This is a genomic window from Hyalangium gracile (genome assembly GCF_020103725.1).
Lineage (GTDB): Bacteria > Myxococcota > Myxococcia > Myxococcales > Myxococcaceae > Hyalangium > Hyalangium gracile.
In genome coordinates this window covers 17,597-41,379 of the sequence record NZ_JAHXBG010000021.1, presented here as the reverse complement: position 1 = coordinate 41,379, position 23,783 = coordinate 17,597, and the positions used below count along the sequence as shown (strand labels likewise).

The 23,783-nt window shown below is 70.6% G+C and carries 13 protein-coding genes; 6 read left to right on the top strand and 7 right to left on the bottom strand.

Features of this window, described 5'->3' with window-relative positions:
- Positions 1-81 precede the first annotated feature (81 nt).
- Positions 82-3,570 carry a GMC family oxidoreductase N-terminal domain-containing protein gene (locus KY572_RS33640; protein WP_224247764.1) on the top strand — a complete coding sequence of 1,163 codons (3,489 nt, stop codon included), beginning with the start codon at positions 82-84 and terminating at the stop codon, positions 3,568-3,570.
- On the opposite strand, the gene KY572_RS33635 is transcribed toward KY572_RS33640, so the two are convergent.
- A complete protein-coding gene (locus KY572_RS33635) occupies positions 3,527-7,735 on the bottom strand; it encodes a protein kinase domain-containing protein (protein ID WP_224247763.1) in 4,209 nt (1,402 codons plus the stop codon). The genes KY572_RS33640 and KY572_RS33635 overlap by 44 nt on opposite strands.
- Positions 7,736-7,894: 159 nt before the next feature.
- Here KY572_RS33635 and KY572_RS33630 point away from each other — a divergent pair, with 159 nt between their 5' ends.
- Positions 7,895-8,206: a hypothetical protein gene (locus KY572_RS33630; protein ID WP_224247762.1), complete on the top strand. Its 312-nt coding sequence runs from the start codon at positions 7,895-7,897 to the stop codon at positions 8,204-8,206.
- Between the two features lie 12 nt (positions 8,207-8,218).
- Here KY572_RS33630 and sthA read toward each other — a convergent pair whose 3' ends face one another.
- The gene (sthA, locus tag KY572_RS33625; protein ID WP_224247761.1) at positions 8,219-9,619 is read right to left on the bottom strand and encodes a Si-specific NAD(P)(+) transhydrogenase; all 1,401 of its coding nucleotides are present in this window, start codon (positions 9,617-9,619) and stop codon (positions 8,219-8,221) included.
- Positions 9,620-9,833: 214 nt separating this feature from the next.
- Between sthA and KY572_RS33620 the strand changes: the two genes are divergently transcribed.
- Positions 9,834-10,343, top strand: coding sequence for a trypsin-like serine protease (locus KY572_RS33620; RefSeq protein ID WP_224247760.1), 510 nt, complete (start codon positions 9,834-9,836; stop codon positions 10,341-10,343).
- On the opposite strand, the gene KY572_RS33615 is transcribed toward KY572_RS33620, so the two are convergent.
- Both KY572_RS33615 and KY572_RS33610 read right to left on the bottom strand, forming a co-directional pair.
- On the bottom strand, positions 10,340-11,146 hold the full coding sequence (locus KY572_RS33615) for a pseudouridine synthase (RefSeq protein WP_224247759.1): 807 nt from the start codon (positions 11,144-11,146) through the stop codon (positions 10,340-10,342). The genes KY572_RS33620 and KY572_RS33615 overlap by 4 nt on opposite strands.
- Positions 11,147-11,187: 41 nt before the next feature.
- Positions 11,188-11,400: a hypothetical protein gene (locus tag KY572_RS33610; protein WP_224247758.1), complete on the bottom strand. Its 213-nt coding sequence runs from the start codon at positions 11,398-11,400 to the stop codon at positions 11,188-11,190.
- Positions 11,401-11,658: 258 nt separating this feature from the next.
- Between KY572_RS33610 and KY572_RS33605 the strand changes: the two genes are divergently transcribed.
- Positions 11,659-12,657 (top strand): DUF1028 domain-containing protein, encoded by a 999-nt coding sequence (locus tag KY572_RS33605; protein WP_224247757.1) that lies wholly within the window; start codon positions 11,659-11,661, stop codon positions 12,655-12,657.
- Between the two features lie 25 nt (positions 12,658-12,682).
- On the opposite strand, the gene KY572_RS33600 is transcribed toward KY572_RS33605, so the two are convergent.
- Positions 12,683-13,405: an RNA methyltransferase gene (locus tag KY572_RS33600; protein WP_224247756.1), complete on the bottom strand. Its 723-nt coding sequence runs from the start codon at positions 13,403-13,405 to the stop codon at positions 12,683-12,685.
- A 283-nt stretch (positions 13,406-13,688) separates the two neighbouring features.
- On the opposite strand from KY572_RS33600, the gene KY572_RS33595 reads away from it, so the two are divergent.
- Both KY572_RS33595 and pbpC read left to right on the top strand, forming a co-directional pair.
- Positions 13,689-19,418, top strand: coding sequence for an Ig-like domain-containing alpha-2-macroglobulin family protein (locus tag KY572_RS33595; protein ID WP_224247755.1), 5,730 nt, complete (start codon positions 13,689-13,691; stop codon positions 19,416-19,418).
- A 7-nt stretch (positions 19,419-19,425) separates the two neighbouring features.
- Positions 19,426-21,798 (top strand): penicillin-binding protein 1C, encoded by a 2,373-nt coding sequence (gene pbpC, locus KY572_RS33590; protein ID WP_224247754.1) that lies wholly within the window; start codon positions 19,426-19,428, stop codon positions 21,796-21,798.
- A 613-nt stretch (positions 21,799-22,411) separates the two neighbouring features.
- On the opposite strand, the gene KY572_RS33585 is transcribed toward pbpC, so the two are convergent.
- Entirely contained in the window at positions 22,412-23,161 is a 750-nt protein-coding gene (locus tag KY572_RS33585; protein ID WP_224247753.1) for a hypothetical protein, read from the bottom strand.
- Between the two features lie 5 nt (positions 23,162-23,166).
- Positions 23,167-23,769 carry a DUF2378 family protein gene (locus KY572_RS33580; protein ID WP_224247752.1) on the bottom strand — a complete coding sequence of 201 codons (603 nt, stop codon included), beginning with the start codon at positions 23,767-23,769 and terminating at the stop codon, positions 23,167-23,169.
- Positions 23,770-23,783 lie beyond the last annotated feature (14 nt).

Genomic DNA, 23,783 nt, shown 5'->3' with positions numbered 1-23,783 from the left:
CTGCCCTGGGGGGAGGAAGGCGGTGCTTCGTGGGCCTGGATGCGCCAGGTCCCCGCGGGCCCGTTCTCCCAGGAGGCTTCCGTGGCACCCTTGTTCAGTCTCCGAGGCCAGGCGGGCGACGATCCGCTCGATCGGTTGTCGGCGAGAGGGCGCTTTCTGCTCTCGATGGGCGTGACCGCCGGGGTGACAGTGGCGCTGGTGCTGGTCATCACCCGCGTGCTGGACGTCGTCCGCTTTCCCAGCTCCTGGCTCATGGTGGGCGAGGTGGCGACCTTCAGCCTGATCTTCGCGCCGCTGGTGGTGGCCTTCCGCAAGTCGAGCTCGCTCCTTCACTACGCCCTGGTGCTGGTCCCGCTGTACGTGCTCGACCTGTATCTGGAGCACCACTATCGGGCCCAGGGGCTGCCCGCGCTCTGGGACTACACGCCGGGCACGTTCGTCGAGCGGCTCCAGCCTCCCGCGCTGCGCTTCCTCCTCACGCTGTCGGTGGATGCGGTGCTCATCGGCCCCGTCTGCCTGTGGCTCAGCCGGCTCGTGGCTCGGGCGGTGTCCCCTGGCGGCGAGCGCTCAGCCGGCGCGCCGCTCTTTCCCAGGGAGTGGACCGAGGAGCCGGTGGCCCGCCCTCCGCGTGACAGCGGCTTCTGGGTGCTGCGCGTGCTGGGGCTGGCCTACCTGGGCTACCTGGTGCTGCTGCTGCTCGGGGGGGTGGGGCCCGCGGCCTGGCCCGCCCAGGTGCGGATGCTCTTCGACATGACGTACCAGAACGCGTGGCTCGCGATCAGCACCGTGGCGAAGATCAGCCTGATGGCGAGCCTGGCCTTCGTCGGCGCCTACCACCGGGGGCTGAGGTGGACGTGCACGCTCGCCATGTTCGTCGGGCACGCCACCTCCGTGGCCGGCTCGCTGGCCTTCCACGCGCTCACCCCGGCGACGACGCCCTATCGGGACTTCCTGCTCGTCTCGGCGGGAGTGGATGGCGTCATGCTCCTGCTCTTCCTCTGGGTGATGGCGCGCTCCCGGAAGGAGTCCCTCACCCGTGGGAGCGAGACGCTCCCCGCGTCGTTCTCGCTGCCCACGCAGATCTGGCGGTACGTCCTGCTCACGATCGCGGGCTATGCGGGGCTCGTCGTGGTGGTCTCGCTCCTCGGGCGCTTCGGGCTGCTGCCCGTGGCGGAGTGGAACGCCCTGTTCGCGTCACCGGACCCGGGGCTGGGCAACTCCCTCACGCTCTACGTCACCCTGGCCCTGGTGTGTGGCCTGATGGCGCGCTCCCAGCGCGTGCGCGAGGGGCTCACCGGTACGCTCTTCTTCTCGCTCGGGATGGCCAGCCTCGTGGGGCTCGTGCTGCTGGGCGTCGGGGGCGCCACGGTGCTCCGGCCGGGCGGCGAGGTGCTCCCCATCCCCGGCTACCTCCTGGCCCACACCCTGGAGTTCGCGGCGGTGGTGGCCGTGCTGGCGGCCCTGCGCAGCCTCTACTTCAACGTGGAGTACACCATCACCAGCTTCCATGCCCCCAGCGCCCAGGCCATCGCCAGCATCCACGATGCGCTGCTGCCCGCGGGCGAGCGCGCGGACGTGCTCCAGGCGGTGGACCGGTACGCCGCGGAGATTCGCGGGCGCAAGCGCGGCCTGATCAACTTCCCCTTCTGGCTGGTGGAGATGGTCCTGCCGCCGCTGCTCGGGCTGCGCCCCACCTTCTCGGTCATGTCCCCCGAGGAGCGGAAGTTCTTCCTGCGCAAGCGCCTCCTGCGGCCCGAGGAGGAGCGGCGCCGCGCCTTCGTCCCCGAGGTGGCGCACCTGGCCTTCCAGCTCGCCGTCTCCGCCCAGTCGCTGGTGCTGTTCGCCGCCTACGCGGGGCGCACCCAGCACGCGCGCATCGGCTACGTGCCTCCGGGAGCCCGGGCCCGCCTGCAGCCCGAGGAGACTCCCTCCGCGCCGCCGCCCTCCGCCGTGGCTCCGCTGCCTCGGAGCGAGCGCGATCCCGCCAACTGGCGCCCCGAGGGAGGCCGGGAGCGCAGGACCCTGGCCCCGCGCGTGGCGACGCCGCTCGAGGGCCGCGCGCTGCTGCCGGACGTGGTGGACTACCTCATCGTAGGCTCGGGGCCCGGGGGCGCGGTGATGGCGTACCGCCTGGCCAGCGCGGAGCCGGGCGCCTCCATCGCCGTGATCGAGCGGGGAGCACGCTACTCGCCCCTGCAGGACTTCACCGAGTACGAGCTGGAGATGGTGGCGCGGCTCTACAAGGAAGGCGGCATCCAGCAGACGAAGCGCGCCGACATGATCATCCTCCAGGGCGAGTGTGTCGGCGGCACCAGCGTCATCAACAACGCCGTCTGCTACCGGATGCCCGAGCGCGTCCGGACGCGCTGGGAGCAGGAGTATGGGCTGGACCTGAGCGCGCTGCCCGGGGAGTACGGGCGCATCGCCCAGGAGCTGGAGATCGGCCCGCTGTCGCCGGAGGGCATCAACCAGGTGGTGCGCGCCTCCTTCGAGCGGGCGGTGGACACCCTCAACACGGAGCGGGGCGGTGGCGCGCTGGAGCCCGCGCGCGTGGTGGAGGCCAACGCGCCGCAGTCCGTGGGAGACGGGCTGTGGAACCTGGGCAACAAGTACCTGTGCAAGCGCTCCATGCTGGAGACGTACATCCCCTGGGCGGAGGCTCGCGGGGTGGACTTCATCCCCCTCAGCGATGCCGTCAGCTTCGCTGCCTCCGGGCGGCGCGTGGAGTCGCTGCTGGTGCGCTCCGTCGGCGGGGCGCTGCACCGCATCCGGGTGCGCAAGGGCCTCGTCATCGCGGGTGGGGTGATTGCCAGCAGCCACCTGCTCATGCGCAGCGGGGTGGACGGCGCCGTCGGCCAGCGGATGAGCTGCAACTTCGCCCTGCCCGCCGCGCTCGAGCTGCCCGCGGTGGTGGATGCCTTCGATGGGGATCAGATCACCCTGGGCAGCGCGGATCCTCAGGGCCGCGCCATCTTCGAGACCTACTTCAATCCTCCTGGCGCCTTCTCCCTCACGCTGCCGTTCTACTTCGACCGCCACCGCGCGGTGATGGAGCGCTACCGGCACCTGGTCAGCTTCGGCGCCCTGGTGGGCTCCGAGTCCAACGGACGCATCGAGCGCCGTGGAGATCTGCTCAACGGTCGGTCCTTCACCTGGCAGCTGGGCCCCGAGGATGAGGCCCATGTGCGCTATGCGCTGGTGACGCTGCTGGAGCTGGCTCGGGGCGCGGGAGCCCGCCGTGTCATCCTGCCGACCCGGCCCGGGGTGGAGATGGAGCCGGAGCCTCACCTCATCCGCGAGTTCGCCCGCCGGCTGTCGCTGCGGCCGCTCCGAATGGAGGACCTGCTCGTCAACACCGCGCACCCCCAGGGCGGAAACCTCATGGCCGGTGGGCGCTCGGCGCATGCCTCGGAGCGGGTGGTGGACGAGTCCTTCCGTGTCGTCGGCTTCGACAACGTGTACGTGTCGGACGCGTCGGTGTTCCCCACCAGCGTCACCGTCAACCCGCAGTGGACCATCCTCGCGCTCAGCTCATTGGCAGCCCGGCAGGTGCTCCAGGCGCAGGCGTGAGGGAGAGCTGGGAGAGCAGCGCCCGGGCCTCCTGGAGATCCGGGGGCTCCTGGCGCGTGTGGAGCCGGTCGCAGTGCCTCCGCAGGAGCCGCCGCGCCCGCTCTGGCTGGCCGCGGTCGCGAAGCTGTCGAGCCAGGCTGGCCGACACGCGCAGCTCGACGAGCCGGTTGTGCTGGCGCCAGGCGATGACGAGCGCCCGCTCGAGCTGGCGTCGGGCCTCATCCTCCTGGCCGAGCTGGCGCAGCAGCTCACCATGGATGCGCGCCTGCTCCGCGTCCTCCATGTGGACCCCTGTCTTCCGGGTCCACTCGAGGGACTCGTGCAGCGCCTGGAGCCCTTCCTCCGTGTGTCCCCGCCGCAGGTGGAGCTCGGCGACGCGAGCCAGGGCCGCGGGCAGGTGCGTCCACCAGCCGCTGCGCGTCCACTGCTCGATGATCTGCCGCATGAGGCCGAACCCATCCTCGACGTGTCCCTGCTCGGCGAGCGCCCAGCCCCGGGTGAACAGCACCACCAGCAGCCAGGCGTCGAAGTGGTGCTCCCGGCAGAGCGCCAGCGCCCGATCCGCCCGCTCCAGGGCACACGTGGCATCTCGAAGGTGCACGCAGCTCAGGGCCGTGTAGGTGAGCGCGAACGCGGACGTTCGGGGATCGCCCAGTCCTCGCGCCAGGCGCAAGGCCTCCCGGGTCTGCCGCCGGCCCAGGGTGAGCTGGCCCAGGAGCGCGTGGATCCCCGAGGCGATCACCAGCGCGCCCACCGCCGGATCGATGCCGTACTCCAGGAGCAGGGCGGGGTGCTGCTCGGGGCGGAAGCGTGCGAAGGCCACCGCCCGCCGGCTCTGCTCCGCGGCGGCCACCAGCTCTCCGCGCATGAGCAGCGCGGTCGCCATCATCCGATAGCCCTCCACCAGGATGGCCGCGTCCCGGGTGCGCCGGCCCCGGGCGACCATGGCCTCGGCCAGGCGGTGCATCCGGTCGAACTCGGCCCGCCCGAAGTAATAGGAGGAGATTCCCCAGGTGAGCAGCCCCAGGCGGAACGTCCCTTCCTGGCCCTCGAGCAACAGCTCCTCCGCGCGCGCATAGGCCCGCTCGACTTCGGGAGCGCGGAAGCCCTGGATCCGCATCAGCGACATTCCCATCATGAGCTGGAGCAGCAGCTCGTGCCGATGGCGCTCCGCCTCGTCCGGCAGCGCTCGCAGCAGCTTCATCGCCTGGGTGAAGTGTCCCACCGCCTCCGGATCCGCCGAGCGTCGCTCGGCCAGCTCTCCCGCTCGTGTCCACCAGCGCAGGGCGGGCCCGGCGGCTCCCGCCTGGGTGTAGTGGTGGGCGAGCACCTCCGGCCGCTGCTCCACGACGTCGGGGAAGTGCTCGGTCAGCGCCTGGGCGATGCGCGCGTGGTGCTGCCGCCGCGAGCTCCGCGTGAGGGACAGGTACGCGGCCTCCTGGAAGAGCACGTGTCGGAACTGGTAGCCGGGTGGGGTGGCGGCCTCCTGGCGCGTGAGCAGTCCGGACTCGAGCAGGCCCGCCAGCTCCGGCTCCAGCGCCTCCGGGGCCTCATCCCAGAGCCAGGTGAGCAGGGCGGCGCTGAAGTCCCGCCCCACCACGGCGCAGCGCTGCGCCAACGCACGCTGCCGGGGCGGCAGGCAGTCCAGTCTTGCCAGCAGCAGCTCGTGCAGGGTGATGGGGATGGAGGGCCGCTCGATCGCGGCGCCGGAGTGGGGGGCGCGTGTGAGCACCATTCGCGCCATCTCCTCCACGAAGAGGGGCACGCCATCCGTCCGCGCCACGAGATCCGTCACCACCTCGGTGGGCAGGGCCTGGCCTCGGGCGACCTCCTTCACCAGGGCGGCGGCCCGCTCCGCCGGCAGGCGCCCCAGCACGAGCCGGTGCAGGGCCGGAGGTGAAGGCCAGGGCGGCTGGAACTCGGGACGGGCGGTCAGCACCAGCAGCAGGCGCTTCCCCTCGAGCCTCGGGATCAGCAGGCCCAGCAGCGCCACCGTGGAGGGATCCGCCCAGTGCACGTCCTCGAGGATGGCGAGGATGGGACACCCGCCCGAGACCTTCCATGCGAGGGACAGCAGCGCCGCGGCCAGCTGCTCGCGCCAGGCCTTCTGTTGGGCCGGCTCCAGCCGGGGGATGAGCAGGAGCGCGGAGGGAGACGGGCAGAGCAGCTGCGCCAGGATCCCCGCGTGCTGCGGCTCCAGGCCCAGCGTGTCCAGGTGCTCTCGCAGGGATGCCTCGTGCGCCTGGGGGCCCAGGTGGAGCAGGGAGCGCAGCAGCTCGATGACGGGGTGGAAGGCGCTGTTGCGGAGCTGGGGCCAGCACTGGCTCCGCGCCATCGCCGCCTCCTCCGGAAGCACCTGGCCACACAGTTCCTGGGTAAGGCGGGACTTGCCCAGGCCCGCGTCGCCGATGAGCAGCACGCAGCCGCCCTGGCCGCGCATGGCCTGCTCCCAGTGCTCGGTGAGCGCTCGCAGCTCCTGCTCCCGTCCCACCAGGGGGGTGAGCCTGCCGGCCTGCAGCACCCGGGTGAACCGCAGCGGAACCTGACGGGGGCCCCGCACCCGGTGGCGCTCCACCAGGGGCCCATCCGCCCCGCCATCGAGCGAGCGGGGACCCAGCGCCTCGGCCTCGAAGGCGCCGCGCACCAGCGTCCACGTGGTGCCGCTGAGCAGCACCGTGCCGGCCATGGCCTGTCGGGCCAGCCCCGCGGCCACGGCGGGCGCCTCGCCCTGGATGGCCAGGAGCCCGGCGGGATGGGAGTCCGAGAAGCTCCGGTCCAGCACCACCGCGCCCGTGTGCACGCCCACGCTCACGGTCAGCCGGGAGTGGGGCAGGTGGGGCAGGGCTTGCTGTAGGGCCGCGGGCACCGTCCCGGTCAGATCCAGCGCGGTGCGCACCGCCTGCTCCGAGTCATCCTCATGCGCTCGGGGGTAGCCGAAGCACGCGAGCCCCTGGTTGCCCAGGCATGACACCACGGAGCCTCCGTGCGCGCTGATCCGCTGGGAGAAGAGGCGGTGGAAGGCGGCTTGGAGATCGCCCGCGTCCTCGGCATCCAGCTCCTGCGCGCCGCCGGAGCCTCCCAGCTGGCAGGCGAGCAGGGTGAGCTGGCGGCGCTGCTGGGGCGTGGGCGTCGGCTTCGCAGGCGCGGGGCCGAGCTGCTCGCCGAGCTGCTCCAGGAGCAGCACCACGCGCTGGTGGAGTTCCACCGCGGTGGGGAAGCGGGCCTCGGGGGACTTGGCCAGGGCTCTGGCCAGCAGCGCCTCGACGGCCTCGGGAAGCTGCGGGAGGCGCTCGAGCACCCAGGGCACGGGCTCCGGGGCCATCACCTTCTCACGGAGTTCCTCCACCGAGTCCGTCGGGTAGAGCGGCTCGCCCGTGAGCATCTCGTGCAGCAGGACACCGGCCGCCCAGACGTCCGTCCGTGCATCCTGGGGGGCGCCGCGCCACTGCTCTGGAGCCATGTACGGGGGCGAGCCGGCCATGGGCAGGTGTGGCGGCACGGAGGCGGTGGCCGTCGAGGTGACGTGCGCCAGGCCGAAGTCGAGCAGCTTCACCCGGCCCTCGCGCGTGAGGAAGATGTTGCGCGGCTTGAGGTCGCGGTGGATGACGTGCCGCGCATGGGCGTGGGCCAGTCCCGCGGTGATGGCCTCCAGCAGCTCCAGCGCCCGGCGTACCCCCAGCCGCCCGCGTCGCAGCAGCACGGACAGCGGCTCTCCCTCCAGGTACTCCATCACCAGGAAGGGCACCCGAGGCGCCCAGGACGGGGTGTCCCACTCCGCGACATCGAAGATGCGGACGATGTGCTCGTGGTCGAGCTGGGCCACCGCTCGCGCCTCCTGCTGGAGCAGCGAGCTCATCAGCCCTCCAGGCAGCTTGCCGCGAGGCAGGAGGAACTTCAGCGCCACGGTGCGCTGCAGCGCCTCGTCCCACGCTCGGAAGACGCAGCCCATGGCTCCGCCGCCCAGCTTCTCGAGGATCTCGAAGCGGTCTCCGCTGGGGCCGCCCAGCCGCATGCCTGGGGTGGGCAGCCGCAGCGGCGTGGGTGGCTCGGCGATGGCCTGGAGCAGCGAGTCCTCGAAGTCCTGCTCCTCGCCCGCCTTGGAGGATTCCGTCGTGCCCGAGAGGGAGGTCTCTGGCTCGTTCCCCTGGTTGGCTTCCATGTGCATGACAGGCCCTGGCAGGGATTCTCGAAGAGGATGCGCACTCCCCGTGCACACCACCACCTGCCGCGCAGGGCGCGACGGTGGACACTCGGTGGAGCGAAGACTCCCCCGCCCGAGGAGGGATGAAGTAGGGTGTCACCCCGGCTCTTGGCGGAGGTACACGTGGCGAACCCCGACGCATTCGACAGGGACTTTGGCTATCTGATGCCCTTCCTCGACAAGGTGGCGGCGGCGGCCACCGAGCTGGAGGATCCCGCGGCCCGCGATGAGCTCTCGCGCATCCTCTCCGAGGAGAAGGTGCGCTGGAACCGCGTGCGAGAGCTGCTGCGGGGGGCCGCGGGCGGCAAGGGCACCCCCTCGAGGCCTGCCTCGGCGCCGGCGCAGACCCTGGCGCGCTCCTCCGCGGATGGCATCAACCGCGTGGCGCCCCTGATGACGGGGCTCACGGTGGGCAGCCTCAAGAACAGCCGCTGAGCGGCGCCTGGCTCACCGCGCCCCGGCCTGGAGCTGCTGGAGCGCGTCGTAGGTGGCCGTCTTGTAGGCCTCCGAGAGCGTGGGGTAGTTGAAGCACGTCTCCACGAAGAGCTGCGTGCCGGCACCGGCCACCAGCGCCGTGAGGCCCACGTGCACCAGCTCCGCGGCCTGCTCGCCCAGCACGTGCACGCCCAGCAGCTTCAGGCTCTCGCGGTGGAAGAGCAGCTTCAGCAGCCCGTGCATCTCTCCGATGATCTGTCCGCGCGGGTTGGTGACGAAGGCGGCGCGGCCCGCCACGTAGGGGACGCCCTTGGCGCGCAGGGACTCCTCCGTCTCGCCCGCCATGGAGACCTCGGGGATGGTGTAGATGCCGTAGGGCAGCACCTGGGCGGGCTTGAAGGGCTGGCCGAAGGCGTAAAGCACCGCCAGGCGCGCCTGCTCCATGGAGGTGGAGGCCAGGGCTGGGAAGCCGATGACGTCTCCCACCGCGTAGATGTGGGGCACGGACGTCTGGTACGCGGGGCTCACCTCCACGTGGCCGCGAGGGCCCACCTTGACGCCGAGCTCCTCCAGCCCCAGCCCCGCGGTGTTCGCGGAGCGGCCGGAGGCCACCAGCACCTGATCCACCTCCAGCGTCTCTCCGCCGGAGAGCGTCAGCCGGATGGGCTCGGCGGCCTGCTCCGGCACGTGGATGGACTCCACCGAGTAGCCGAAGCGCATCCGCACGCCGAGCGCCTCCATGCGCTGGCGCAGCAGCCCGGAGAACTCGTCGTCCAGGAAGGGCAGCAGCTCCTTCTTCAGGTCCACCAGCGTCACCGGGGTGCCCAGCGCGGCGAACATGCAGGCGTACTCGCAGCCGATGACGCCGCCGCCCACCACCACCAGCGCGCGTGGCAGGGAGGACAGATCGAGGATCTCGTCCGAGTCGTGAACGCGGGGATCGCCGAAGGGGTAGAGCGGCGGCCGGTAGGGCGAGGAGCCGGTGGCGATGAGGACGCACTCGGTGGTGAGCCGGCGGTCGGGCTGGCCCTGGCGGCGGACGAGGACGGTGTGGGCGTCCGAGAGCGAGCCCTGGCCCTGTATCAGCTCCACGTTGTTGCACTGGAGGTTGTGGCCGATGCGCGTGCGCTCGGTCTCCTTCACGCGGCGCTCGCGGTAGAGGAAGTCGGACACCGTGGCCTGGTGGCGCAGGGTGCTCTCCACGCCGTAGAGGCCGCGGGCGCGGTAGCCGGAGAGGTAGAGGGCCGTCTCGCGCAGCGTCTTCGAGGGCAGGGTGCCGGTGTTGGCCGCGGTGCCGCCGAGCACGGGCTCGCGCTCCACCACCGCCACGCGCTTGCCCAGGCGCGCCGCCTGCACGGCGCCCTGTTCCCCCGCGGGGCCAGAGCCAATCACCACCAGATCGAAGTCAGCCATTCCCGGAGCACCCTTCCACTGAGCAGGCGGAAGGTACGCGAGCGGGGCCGGGGTTTGAAGGAGCTTGCACGGCGAGTGTGGGCCTCAGGGCCCGAGCTGTTCGTTGAGGAAGGCCCCCGTGCGGCGCATGGCGTCCCGGCTGCTCTCCACGCCAGGGACGTGTCCTCTCCAGCGAGGCGGATCTCGCGCTCATACTCGGGAATACAGCGGGACGGTGCGGGCCCACCCGGATCTCGAGCTCCTGTACGATGAGCAGAACCTCGTGTGGAGCAGCGCGGATCTCGCCGTGGTCTTCCTGTCCACGCCCGTGGATGAGGAGGAGAAGCTTCCGGTCTACAAGCTGGCGGATGCGGAGGTCCGAACGGGCGATCGCATCACGATGGTGGGGTTCGGATTGGGAGAGACGGGGCGCCCCTTCGGGGAGCGCCGGTATGGGGAGAACAGGGTCTCCTGGATTCGGAGGATGGAGTCCGGCAGCGTGGAGTTCATTGCTGGCTCTCAGCGCCTGGAGGATGGGTCCGCCGCCTCGCATGCCTACGGGGGTGACAGCGGCGGAGGCTGCTTCAGCGCGGGCGACAACACCGTGCTCGTGGGCGTCATCGGATCGAGAGCTGAAAGCGCGAAGAAGGGGTCGTTCTCGGTCATGACCAGTGTCTTCGCGCATCGGAAGTGGCTGGAGGCGCAGATCCAGGAAGCGGCCAGCCTGGACGCCACCGCGCGCTAGTTCTGGCCGCTGTAGCGCAGGCCGTGGGAGATCTCCTCAGGGGTGAGCTCGCGGAAGGTACCTTCGGGCACGTCCAGCAGCACGTCGCCCACGGCCTCGCGGTGCAGCGCCTTCACGGGCAACCCCACGGCTCCGAGCATGCGCTTCACCTGGTGATGGCGGCCCTCGGTGACGGAGACCTCCACCGTGTGGGCATCCCGGAGCTTCACCTTCGCCGGCCGGGTCGGCCCGTCCTCCAGCATCACGCCTCGGCGCAGCGGCTCGAGCTTCTCCTCGTCCGCAGTGCCCTGCACCGTGGCCACGTACCGCTTGGGCAGGTGCGTCTCCGGAGACGTGGCGTGGGCCACGAGCTTCTCGTCATTGGTGAAGAGCAGCAGCCCCGTGGTGCCCCGGTCCAGCCTGCCGATGGCATGCCAGGTGTAGCGGGACAGCTCATCCGGAAGCTGGGGAAGCAGCACCTCGTAGACCGTGCCCGTGCGGTGCTGGCTCACGGTGGAGGTGAGCACGTCCGCGGGCTTGTGGAAGGCCAGCACCCGCGTCTCCACCTCGCGCTGCACTTCCACTCCGTCCACCCGGAGCACGGCGCCCTCCGGCACCGGGGCGAGCGGCTGCTTCGCCACGCGGCCGTTGATGCTGACGCGGCCGGCGCGGATGGCATCCTCCGCCTCGGCGAGCGGGAAGACTCCGGCCCGGGCGAGCGCTCGCGACAGCCAGTCAGGCTTCGCTTTGCCCTCCCAGCGGCTTCGGCTCGGGGGCTTGTCGTGGGATGCCGAGGGCCGACGGGGAGGGGGCTTGCGGGCCATGGGAGGGCACTGTACCCGCTACGGCGCGCCGGGAGCGCCTTTCAGTGCCGGGTGGACTCAGGAGGATGGTCCGGATCCTCTCCCTCGGCCGAACCGGGCGTCTTGCCGGGCTCTCCCGCAGGCATCTTCCGCTCCTTGTCGGGGCCCTCGGCGGAGTGAGGCGTGCGGTTCGGTGCCTCCGACGGCGCGTCGCGCTTCGGCTCCTGCTCCGGGCTGGCGCTCATACCGGTGTCTTCGTAAGGCATGTGATCCATGTTGTCTTGCTCCCGATGGGATGACCTTTCCCAGGAAGGTAGGTCCCCCAAGGGGAGCCGGTACGCGCTGCCTCCCTGCTCGTCCGGCGAGCCAGGAGGGGAGGGCTTTGGCGCGCTCTGTCCGAACTGGGCTGCTTGTCATACCAGTTCGCTACCGGTCCGAGCACAGGGCGCCCAAGGTTTCACGGGGGCGGAATCGGCTTGCGGTCGCTCGACAGGTCGATCACCCTCCGCGCTCCGCCGCCCTTGGAGGACTGCATGTCGCGCGTTGCCCTCTTCCTCATCCTGCTCGCCACGCCGGCTCTCGGCTCCGAGCCTCCCAGCCCCCGTCGACCCGTCAACACCTACTCCATCGTGGCGCGTGACCCGGCTACGGGTGAGCTGGGGGTGGCGGTGCAGTCGCACTGGTTCTCCGTAGGGCCGCTCGTCGCCTGGGCCGAGGCGGGCGTGGGCGCCGTGGCCACCCAGTCCTTCGTGGATCCGTCCTATGGGAAGCTCGGGCTGGACCTGATGCGCGCGGGCCGCTCCGCACCGGATGCGCTCAAGGGACTGCTGGCGGCCGACAGCGGGAGCGCCGTGCGGCAGGTGGGCATGATTGACGCTCAAGGCCGCGTGGCCTCCCACACGGGCGAGCGGTGCGTCGCCGCCGCGGGCCATATCGTCGGCGAGAACTTCGCGGTGCAGGCCAACATGATGGAGAAGGACACCGTCTGGCCCGCCATGGCCAAGGCGTTCCGGGAGACCAAGGGGGATCTCGCCGCGCGCATGATGGCCGCGCTCGAGGCCGCCGAGGCCGCCGGTGGAGACATCCGAGGCAAGCAGGCCGCGGCGCTGATCGTCGTCTCCGGCAAGCCCACCGGGAAGCCGTGGCTGGATCGCAAGTTCGACCTCCGCGTGGATGACCACCCCCAGCCGCTGGAGGAGCTGAAGCGGCTGCTCACGCTCCAGCGCGCGTACAACCTGATGAACGAGGGGGATCTCGCCGTCGAGCGCAATGACGCCAAGGCCGCCCTGGAGGCCTACTCCGGAGCCCAGGCGCTGGTCCCCAACAACGCCGAGATGGTCTTCTGGACCGCCATCTCGCTCGTGGGCATGAACCGCGTGGACGAGGCCATCCCGCTGTTCCAGAAGACCTTCAAGATGGACCCGCGCTGGCGCGAGCTGCTCACGCGCCTGCCCAAGGCCGGGCTGCTGCCGGACGATCCGAAGCTGATGGGGCGCCTTACCGGAGCGGGGAGCGGGGCCGGCAAGAAGTAGGGCAGGGGATGCCTTCCGCCTGGCTTCAGCCCGAGCTCAGGCGCTTGCGCAGCGTGTGGAGCGCCGCCAGCCACAGCCGGGCCTCGTTGCGTGTCAGGCGCGAGCGGCGCAGCGGGGCGAACAGGTCCCTCAGCCCGGTGCGCCCTGGGTGCTCGTCCACCAGGAAGCTCCCTGCCTTCAAGGTCGCCTCGAGCGTCTCCTCGACTCGCGCCAGCTCCTCATCCGACGCCGCCACCGGGAGCGGAGCCGGCGGGGGAGGAGCCGCCGCCAGCGAGGCCATGCGCACCTCGTAGGCGTACAGCAGCACCGCCTGGGCCAGGTTGATCGACGGCTGCGAGGGATCCGTCGGCACGGCGGACAGATCGTGGCAGCGCTCCACCTCAACGTTCGTCAGCCCGCTACGCTCGTCCCCGAAGACAACCGCCACCGGCCCCTGCGCCGCCCGGGCCACCAGCTCCTCTCCCACGGCTCGTGGAGACAGCCGCCGCTTGCCCTCCACCTTGCGCGAGCTCGTCCCCACCACCCACACGCAGTCGGCCACCGCCTCCTCCAGCGTGTCCGCCTGACGCACCCCGTCCAGCACGTCCTCCGCGTGGACCGCCAGCCTCCGGGCCGGTCCCAGGTCCTCCGCCTCTGGCCGCACCCACGTCCACTCGGACAGGCCGCAGTTCTTCAAGGCCCGCGCGGCGGCACCGAGGTTCTCCGCGTTGCGCGGGCGCATCAGGACGAAACGGATGGGAAGCACCATGGGGTGTGGCTCGGACTCGTGAGACCCAGGAGAATCTCTTGGGCCTCCATATATAGGGTCTCGCCGCCCCCGTTGACCGCCGTGAGCATGACGCCTAGCGTCGCCCGCTGATCGCTGCCCTCTCGGTGGATCCGGAGCCGTGGCTCCCGGGACACCGTGTGGGCCCTGAGACGCGCGGGGGGCGCCGTCGGGCCGTGGGCAGGCGACCACACTTCCCCTTGCTCGCGGCGCCGGCACTCCCGGCACGCCGCGTGAAAAGTCGATGCCGTCCTTTGGAGGAAACATGGGTCCGCAGTCTGTCGTGACGCCGAGTCGGCTCCGCTCTACCCGCGCGCGGTGGTGGGGCGCGGCGCTCCTGGTGGCCACCACTCTCGTCGCTTGCAAGGAAGACAAGGCAGGGCCGCCGCCCGCTCCGCCCTCCGCCGGGGCTCCCGCGCCCGGCTCCACCAGTCCGGGCTCGGCCCAGGCTCCGCAGGCGAGCGAGGCGCCCGTCACCCCCGAGTCGCTCTCGCCCGTCATCAAGGAGCTGGGCGCCGAGGGCGTCGTCCCCGACAAGGTCGTCTTCGAGTTCTCCCGCAACGTCCAGTACTCCGATGGCGAGGGGAAGAAGGGCACCGTCGTCCGGTTCTCGCCCGACGTGGGTGGCTACCTGGAGTACTTCCGCAACAGCTCCGCGCTCTCCTTCACGCCGGGCAACGGCTTCGATCTGGGGACGACGTACACCGTCACCCTCGACTCCGTGGAGACGCCGTCCGGCGTGGTGAAGGCCCCGTCCGAGGGCGCGTGGACGCACACCTTCACCACCCCGAAGCTCGCCTTCCTCCGCATGGCCCCGGCCCAGGTGGACACCGTCAAGGGCCTGGTGGTCGCCGAGCTCATGTTCTCCGGCCCGGTCGATGCGAGCGCCGTGCAGCGCTACGCCAGCTTCCAGGTGGACGGTAAGCCCATCAGCGACGTCAAGCTGACCTCCCACGCCACCCAGCGCTACGTGATCGTGGCGCAGCTCACGAGCCCGCAGCTGCGGCCGGGAGCCACCGTGCGGCTCGCGCTCAAGGCGGGGCTGGTCTCCCCCAAGGGTGGCGGCAAGGCGCCCGCGGCGGAGGACTCGTTCGAGCTGCGCGGCGGCAAGCGCATGGACATCACCAGCGTCACCGTCGCCGAGGGCAACACCGGCTTCTACCTGGAGGTCAGCTGCCGCGACGTGGAGATGAACGCGCCGCCCAGCCCCGACGAGGGCGAGTGGGACCCGTACTACTACGACAACGACAACCTGGGCTGCGTGGTCGACGACACCGTGGCCGCCGACGCCATCCACTTCACCCCGCCGGTGAAGTTCTCCATCTCCCCGTCGCGCCGCGGCTTCCGCATCTTCGGTGACTACAAGCGCGGCACGTACACGCTGAAGATCGACGCGGGCCTGCTCTCCGCGGGCGGCGGCCGGCTGCTGTCCACCTACCAGAACCGCTACTCCATCAGCGCGCGCAAGTCGCAGCTGGCCTTCACCTCGGCGGGCCGCTACCTGCCGCGCAGCGCCTGGCGCAACCTGCCGCTCAACTACCTCAACGTGGACACCGCGGAGCTCACCATCCGCCACGTGCCGCCGGAGAACCTCGTCTTCTGGATGAGCGACGACGAGCGGGAGGCCACCGACGAGCGCACCTCCAACGTGCTCGTCAGCAAGAAGCTCCCCCTCAAGCCCGCCGAGGACACCCTGTCCACCACCTACCTGGACGTGGGCAGCATGGTGCCCTCCACGACGCGCGGCGTGGTGGAGGTCTCCGTCAAGCGAGACGACGCCCAGGCCGCCGCGCGCATCCTGCTCACGGACCTGAGCCTCGTGGCCAAGCGCGGAGGCTCCAGCGCCGGCAACGGCCAGCAGGAGGTCTCCGTGTGGGTGCTCGGCATGGAGTCCACCGAGCCGCTGTCCGGCGTCGAGGTGTCGCTGGTGAAGAAGAGCGGCCAGTCGGTGGCCCGCTGCACCACCAGCGGCGCGGACGGCTGCAAGCTCCAGGTGCCCGCGCAGACGGTGGACACCGCGGCCCCCTTCGCCCTCATCGCGCGCAAGGGCGAGGACCTCACCTACCTGAAGTACAGCGAGCTGAAGACGGAGATCGCCAACTCGGACGTCCAGGGCGAGCCGTACCGCGCCCAGGCGCCGTACCGCGCGTCGATCTACTCGGACCGCGGCGTGTACCGCCCGGGCGACACCGCCCACGTGGCGGCGATCCTGCGCGATCAGGAGGACAAGGCGCCGCCCGCGGGCATGCCGGTGGAGCTGCGCGTCATCGACCCGCGTGAGCGCGAGTTCAAGAAGGTGGCGCTCAAGACGAACGAGGCGGGCCTGGTGTCGCTGGATCTGCCCTTCGAGGCCTTCCAGGACACGGGCAGCTACCGCGTGGCGCTGCGCGTCGCGGACCGAGAGGTGGCCACCTACGGCCTCCAGGTGGAGGAGTTCGTCCCCGAGCGCATGAAGGTGACGGCCAGCGTGGACAAGGCCGGCTACCAGCAGGGCTCGGTGGTGCCGGTGAAGGTGGAGGCGGCCTACCTCTTCGGCGGCTCGGCCGAGGGCAGCCCGGTGGAGCTCAACTGCCGGCTGGAGCCCTCCGAGTTCAAGCCGAAGGAGAACGCCCAGTTCACCTATGGCGTGTGGCGGCAGAAGGCCACCGAGGCCAAGGCCGTCACGCTCGGCCAGGTGAAGGGAGAGATGAGCGACAAGGGCCAGGCGCTCGTGGAGTGCCCGGCGAAGGAGACCGCCGGCGGCTTCAAGGGCCCGGCGAGGCTGGTGGCGCAGGCCAGCGTCTTCGAGGCGGGCAGCGGCCGCTCCACCGTGGGCGACGTGACGGTGCCCATGCACCCGGAGGCCTACTACGTGGGCCTCCAGTCCGGCGTGCAGAAGGTGAACGCGGGCAAGCCCTTCACCGTCACCGGCGTGGTGGTGGACTGGGAGGGCCGGCTCGTCACCGACGCCAAGGCGCTCAAGCCGCTCGAGGTGGAGTACCTCCGCCTGGAGGAGGAGTACGGCTACTACTACGACGAGTCCGAGGGCTATGAGCGCTACCAGCGCTACGTGCGCCCCGTGCGCGAGGGCCGCTCCACCACCAAGGTGGAGGGCGGCAAGTTCCAGCTCCAGGTGACGCCGTCGCAGGACGCCGCCGGCTTCATCGTCCGCGTGCGCTCCGGCAACGCGCAGACGGATCTGCACCTGGAGGGCAACGGCCGCTACTACTGGTACGGCGATGGCGAGGCGCGCGTGGACCAGACGCCGCGCCCGCTCAAGCCGGCCTCCATCGCCCTGGAGCTGCCGAAGGCGGGCAGGCTCAACGAGCCCATCGCCGTGAAGTTCAAGGTGCCGTACCGCGGCCGGGTGCTGCTCACCGCGGAGACGGACCAGGTGATCGCCTCCGAGTGGAAGGCGGTGGAGCCGGGCGAGGTGTCGTGGACCTTCACGCCCAGGAGCTTCGCGCCCAACGTCTACGTGGCCGCCTTCCTGGTGAAGGATCCGCACCTGGAGTCCGCCGAGGCTTTCATGCCGGACCGGGCCTTCGGCGTGGGCAGCGTGACGCTGGAGCCCACGGACTTCACGCAGACGGTGAAGCTGGACGTGCCCAAGGAGGTGCGCTCCAACAGCACCCTCACGGTGAACCTGGAGCTGGGCCCGCAGGAGGGCCCCACCTTCGCCACGGTGGCCGTGGTGGACGAGGGCATCCTCTCGCTCACGCGCTTCAAGAGCCCGGACCCGCTCAAGGAGCTGTTCGCCAAGCGCGCCCTGGGCGTGGAGACGTTCGAGACGATCGGCTGGACGCTGCTGGTGCCCCCGGGTGGCAACTCGCGCTCCACCGGCGGTGACGAGGAGGGCGCGGCGGGCCGGGTGCAGCCGGTGAAGCCCGTGGCGCTGTGGAGCGGCGTGGTGTCCGTGCCCGCCAGCGGCAAGCTGAGCCTCCCGTTCAACCTGCCCATGTACCGCGGCGCGGTGCGCGTCATGGCCGTCACCACCGGCCCCAAGCGCGTGGGCCGCGCGGACGCCCAGGTGCTGGTGCGCGATCCGCTGGTGCTCCAGACGACGCTGCCGCGCTTCCTCACCCAGGGAGACGAGATCCAGATCCCCGTCTTCCTCACCAACCTCTCGGGCAGCGCTCAGGAGGTGAAGGTGTCCCTCACGGCGGAGAACCTGCCGGTGCCGGGCCTGGCCATGCCGGCCTCCGTGGGCTCGCCGCTGCAGATGCTGGGCAAGAGCGAGGGCCGCACGCGGCTGGAGAACGGGAAGGCGGCCACGCTCGTCTTCCAGGCCAAGGCCATCACCGCGGTGGGCGCCGCCCGCCTCAAGGTGACGGCCGAGGGCGGCGGCTTCACGGCCTTCGAGCAGCTCGACGTGCCCCTGCACCCGGCGGGCGCCCGCGAGCGCACGGTGCAGCGCATTCCGCTGGAGTCCGGCCGCGTGGACCTGGCGCAGTACCTCCAGGGCTGGGTGCCCACCACCGAGAGCTCCACGTTCTGGGTCACCACCAACCCGTATGCCGAGTCCCTTCAGCACCTGAGCTACCTGGTCCGCTACCCGTACGGCTGCATCGAGCAGACGACGTCCTCCACGCGCCCGCTGCTCTTCGTCTCGCAGCTCATCGACAACGTGGACCCGACGCTCACGGGCAACAAGAAGGTGGAGGACATGGTGATGGCCGGCGTCAACCGCCTGCTCTCCATGCAGACGCCCTCGGGCGGCTTCGCCTACTGGCCCGGCCAGACGGAGCCGGTGGCCTGGGGCACCGCCTACGCCACGCACCTGCTCCTGGACGCCCAGAAGCTCAAGTACCCGGTGCCGCAGGACCGGCTGGACGACGCGGTGGCCTGGCTCGGCCAGGAGCTCAACCGCAAGGAGAACAACGTGCGCCGGGACGACCACTACGGCCAGTCCTCCGAGGCCTACATGCACTACGTGCTGTCGCTGTCCGGCAAGGGCCGCAAGGCGCGCGTCCAGAAGCTCATCGACGAGCTGGGCAAGCAGAAGGCCTTCTCCGGCGAGGAGCGCGAGGAGGAGCACCTGCTCAAGGCCGCCCTCTACCTGGCGGGCGATCGCCGCTACGAGAAGGAGCTCAAGAGCCCGGACCTCTCGCCCATCACCGAGGAGCGGCGAAACTCCTGGTCCTTCTACTCGGATCGCCGCCGCCGCGGGCTGATGCTGAGCACGTTCCAGGATCTGTTCGGCAATGATCCGGCGGCCGAGCCGCTGGCGCAGCAGGTGGCCCAGTCCCTCATCGGGCACCACAGCTCCTACTACACCACCCAGGAGCTGGTCTGGAGCATCACCGGCCTGGGCAAGCGCGTCTCCGGCGCGGCCTCCAGCTTCACGCCGCCCACGCTGGTGGCGGACGGCAAGGAGGTGGCGCCGCAGGCGAACGAGGGCGGGAAGACGACGCGCGCCTCGGATCGCACCTGGGCGCTGGCCCGCGCCAGCGAGCGCAAGGGCCTCACGCTCGAGCTCAAGGAGAAGGGCGAGGGCAAGCTCTACCTCATCGTCAACAGCGAGGGAGTGCGCTCCAGCGGCCAGGCGAAGACGGGCGGCCAGGGGCTGACGCTCAGCCGCACGTACCGCAAGCTCGACGGCACCGCCGTCAGCCCGGGCGACTCCGTGAACCTGGCGGACCTGCTCTACGTGGAGATCGAGCTCAAGAACACCAGCGGCGAGCGCATCCAGAACATCGCCCTGGTGGACCGGCTGCCGGCGGGCTGGGAGATCGAGAACGCCCGGCTCGGTCGCGGTGGCGCCGTGCAGTGGGTGAGCACCGAGGAGCTGTGGACGGCGGACTACGTGAACATCCGGGACGACCGGATGGAGGTCTTCGGCACCCTGCAGTCGGGCGAGTCCAAGAAGGTGGTCTACGCCGTGCGCGCGGTGACGGCTGGAAAGTTCACGCTGCCGCCGGTGGAGGCGGAGGCCATGTACGATCCGCGCATCTGGGCGCGTGATGCCGGCCAGGCCGTCGAGGTGTCCGGCCCCTGGAAGGACTTCCTGCTGTAGGCCTCCCATGCGTCTGCCTCGCCTCACCCGGAGAAGGCTCGCCGTGGCACTGCTCCTCCTCCTCGCCCTGGGCGGGGTGGGGTGGGGGGCGGCGTGGCTCGTGCCGCTGCCCGAGCGTCTCTCGTCGCCGCACTCGGTGGTCATCGAGTACCGGGACGGGACTCCGGCGCACGTCTTCCTCGCGCCGGACGAGCGGTGGCGCGTCCCCACGCGAACGCAGGACATCGACCCGGCCTACCTCCGGGCGCTGCTCGCGCTGGAGGACAAGCGCTTCGCCTGGCACCCGGGGGTGGATCCGCTGGCGGTGGCGCGCGCGGTGGTGTCCAACGTGACGAAGGGGCGCCGCGTGTCCGGCGCCTCCACGCTCACCATGCAGCTGGTGCGTGTGCTGGAGCCCCGGCCTCGCACCCTCGTATCCAAGGTCATCGAGTCCTTCCGGGCGATGCAGCTCGAGCTGCGCCTGTCCAAGGACGAGATCCTGGCCAACTACCTCCAGTTCGTCCCCTACGGGCGCAACGTGGAGGGCGTGGAGGCGGCGGCGCTGGCCTACTTCGGGCACCGCGCCACGCACCTGAGCCCGGCGGAGATCGCCACGCTGCTCGCCGTGCCGCAGAACCCCAACCGGCGCTTCCCCACGCCGCAGAACGGGGCGCGGCTGAAGGCGGCGCGGGACGAGGTGGCGCGTCGGCTGCTGGAGGAGACGGCGCTGCCGCTGGGGCCCCCGGAGGCCCGGGCCAGGCCCGAGGAGGTGCTCGCGGAGGTGCGCAACACCCCCGTCCCGCGCGAGCTGGTGCCCTTCCCCCGGGAGGCGCCGCACGCGGCGATGTGGCTGCGCGCGCGGAGGCCCGAGCTGTCGCGGCTGCGCACCACGCTGGAGGCGGGCACGCAGCGGCTGGCCGAGCGGCTGATGCGCGACGCGTCGGCGGAGCTGGCCACGAAGGGCGTCCACAACGGGGTGGTGGTGGTGGTGGACCACGAGCGCGCCGAGGTGCTCGCGCTGGTGGGCAGCTTCGACTTCTTCGATGCCCGGCACGGCGGGCAGATCATCGGCTTCGACACGCCGCGCTCGCCCGGCTCGGCGCTCAAGCCGGTGCTCTACGCGATGGGGATCGATCGCGGGCTGGTGTTGCCCGAGCACCTGGTGGCGGACATCCCCGAGTCCTATGGCGGCTACGCGCCGCGCAACTTCGACGGGCGCTTCATGGGGCTGGTGCGGATGGAGTACGCGCTCTCCCAGTCGCTCAACCTGCCGTTCGTGAACCTGCTGGGGCGCATCGGCGTGGAGCGCTTCCTGGGCACGCTCCGGCAGGCCGGTGTGGACAGCCTGCAGCCCGATCCCGGCTTCTACGGCCTGTCCGCGGCCGTGGGAGGCCTGGAGGTGACGCCGCTGGAGCTGGCCGGGGTGTATGTGGCGCTCGCGCAGGAGGGCCGCACGCGCCCGCTGAAGGTGCTGGACGACGGCAAGCCCGCCGCGGAGCCGCGCGAGCTCTTCTCTCCGGGAGCCTCCTGGCTGACCCGACGCTCGCTCGCGCTGAGAGACCGGCCGGACTTCCCCGCGCGCCGCCAGCTCACGGGCATGCCCGCGCAGGTGCACTGGAAGACGGGGACGAGCTTTGGCCACCGGGACGCGTGGGCCGCGGGTTCGGGGCCCCGGCACACGGCGGTGGTGTGGCTGGGCAACTTCGACAACACCCCCAGCGTGCACCTGGTGGGCTCGGAGGCCGCCGGGCCGCTGCTCTTCGATCTGCTGGAGGCCGTAGGCCCGCGGGGGCGCGCCTCGGTCAAGGAGGACAGGGTGCCTCCCGCGGATCTCGCGGAGGTGGAGGTGTGCTCCTACTCAGGACACCTGCCCACGGACGCGTGCAAGGATCGCAAGGCGGTGTACGCGCGGCGCTCGGCGGTGCCCACGCAGCCCTGCCCCTACCACCAGCGCGTGGAGGTGGACGCGAAGACGGGGCTCGCGGTGAGCCCGGTGTGCCGCGCGGGCCGGGAGACGGAGTCCCGGGTGTATCTGACATGGCCCTCCAGCATCCGCCGCTGGCTGACGGAGCAGCACCGCAGCCTGCCCGAGCCCCCCGCCCATGCGCCCGGGTGCGAGCCGGGCGGCGCCGAGCACGCGCCGGAGATCCTCTCCCCCTCCGAGGGGCAGGTGGCGCTGCTCATCCCCGGCGTGTCGGCCGATCAGCAGGAGGTGCCGCTGGAGGCCGAGGCCGCGCACGATCGTGAGCTGACGTGGTTCGTGAACGGGAAGTTCCTGGGTAAGGCGAAGGCGGACGAGCGGCTCTGGTGGACTCCGGCCGTGGGCACCAACGAGATCCTCGTCACCGACGATCGCGGGCTCAGCTCCCGCCGGCTGCTGGTGGTGCGCGAGCGCCCCTGAGCCTCATTGTGAACTCAGCACCTCAAGGAGGAGAGCCCGAAGCGCCCCCATCGGGAGATTGGGTAATGGGGGGAGGAGGACCTGGCGCCGCGCCCGCATCTGGGGAGGACGCGAGCCCCTCGCTACCTGCGTCTGGTGGCGAAGGTGCTACAGGCTGCTCGGGCTCTGCTCCAATGATGCGTCGCAGGATTCGACCGTCGGCGCTGATGGCATAGCGAGCGCCTGAATCCACCGAAACGTATTTCATCCCGCAGGCCGTGATGTCCTCCGAGATATCGACGAAGATGAGCTCTCCCTGACGGATGACGCGGTAGCGATAGGCCTCTTGCCTGTCCCAACAAGGCGGCTCCTTCCTGCCTGGTGGGAGGAAGTCATTGGCGGCAATCATGAGGGCCCGCAGGGTCGCGCCGTCCAGCTCATAGGGAATGCTCTCACCGCCAACCTGGACGGCGGGGCGCGCAAAGAACCGTGGGAATTCAATCGAGCTGTCGGTCCCGATCGGGGGCGAATGCTTGCTCTGGAGAACACAGCCAGTGAGCATCACCGCAAGCCAAAGGAGTCGTTTCCCTGATCTCATGAAGCACCCTGAGGCCTGACGTCGGCGGGTACCACGCTATCTGCTCGGCTCGAAGGTAAACTCGGTTTCATTGATCCAGGTGACACTTCCCGCCTTCTCTGCGAGCCAGAGGCCTTGCGCGTCGGACTGCCACTTCATGACCTCTGAGCTTCCCCAGCGATACTCGTAGAACCCATCACAGGAGTGGGGTGAAGGCTCGTAGGTGTTCGCGATGAAGGCGATGACACCGATGGGGATTCTTCCTTCTTCTGTGTCAACGAACTTCCCGTGAATCATCGCGGTCTTGATGACCGCACGGATGTCTCTCTCGGAGATGTTGGTGGGGACAGCGGGGTGATTGTGGAGGAAGTAGAGATACTTGAGGCTGTGCTTGGGGTAACGAGGATCACTCACGAACGCGGGAGCCCTGCACCGCCGCTCGCCCTGATTGTCCAGGGGAACCGCTTCGGTGCTCTCGACGAGCAGGCTCATGTCATAGGTTCTGTCGGGAGTGTAGTACAGCCAGGCGCAGTACTCGGTCGAGGCTCGCCAGCGCACGCCAAAGTTCGGATCATCCCTGCGGCCCGCTGTCGCGCGGGGCTTTGTGAGGATGAGCGGGCACGCGGCGAGCAATGCGTCCATGCGAGAGTTGAACGGCCCGAAGTGCGGCATCGGTCCTTCAACGCTCTCAGGAAAGTTCCTGGGGTCAAAGCGCACGACGCCCGGCGGTGGCGTGGAGGGGACGCATGCCAGCGCGGTGCAGGCAAGAAGGCACAGCCAGGGGCGGTTCCTTGCTCCTGCGTCCATGCGCCTCAGTCCTTCTCCTTCAAGAGGAAGGTGGCGCGGCGGGCTGCCTGATCCGTCCCCGTGAGCGCGAACCGGGGAGAGTCATGCCCTCGGATGAGCTCCGCCGACGCATCCAGGAAGCCGCGCATGAAGCTCGCGTCGATGCCGGGGTGCGAGCCCAGGGCGGGGAGGAACTCGGGGAGGATCTCCAGCGTGATCTCGAGATCTCCCCCGGGCAGCTCGTTGGCGTGGGACGCCAGGAAGTTGCCGCCCGTGCGCAGCGAGCGCGCCATCTGCCCCAGGGCGCGCTGCCAGCCCAGCTTGCGCAGCCCCGCGAAGAGCGCCTTGCCCATCGTGGTGTGGCTGTAGCCGTCGGCGACCTTGCGGCCGGTGGCGTACATGGCCTCGGTGCGTGGCAGCGCCGGGAAGAGGATCTGCGCGCATGCCCAGACGGTGTCGTACCAGACGGTGAGCGGATAGGCGACGAGCAGCGGACGGCTCAGGTCCACCCCGGCGGCCTCGATGCTCCGCATGGCCTCCGGGTCGAGCTTGCCCCGCATGGCATGCATGACCAGCGCCTCAAACATCTGACTGAAGATGACCGGCTCGTTCTGGGAGGACGCTGTCATGGGTACCTGGGATG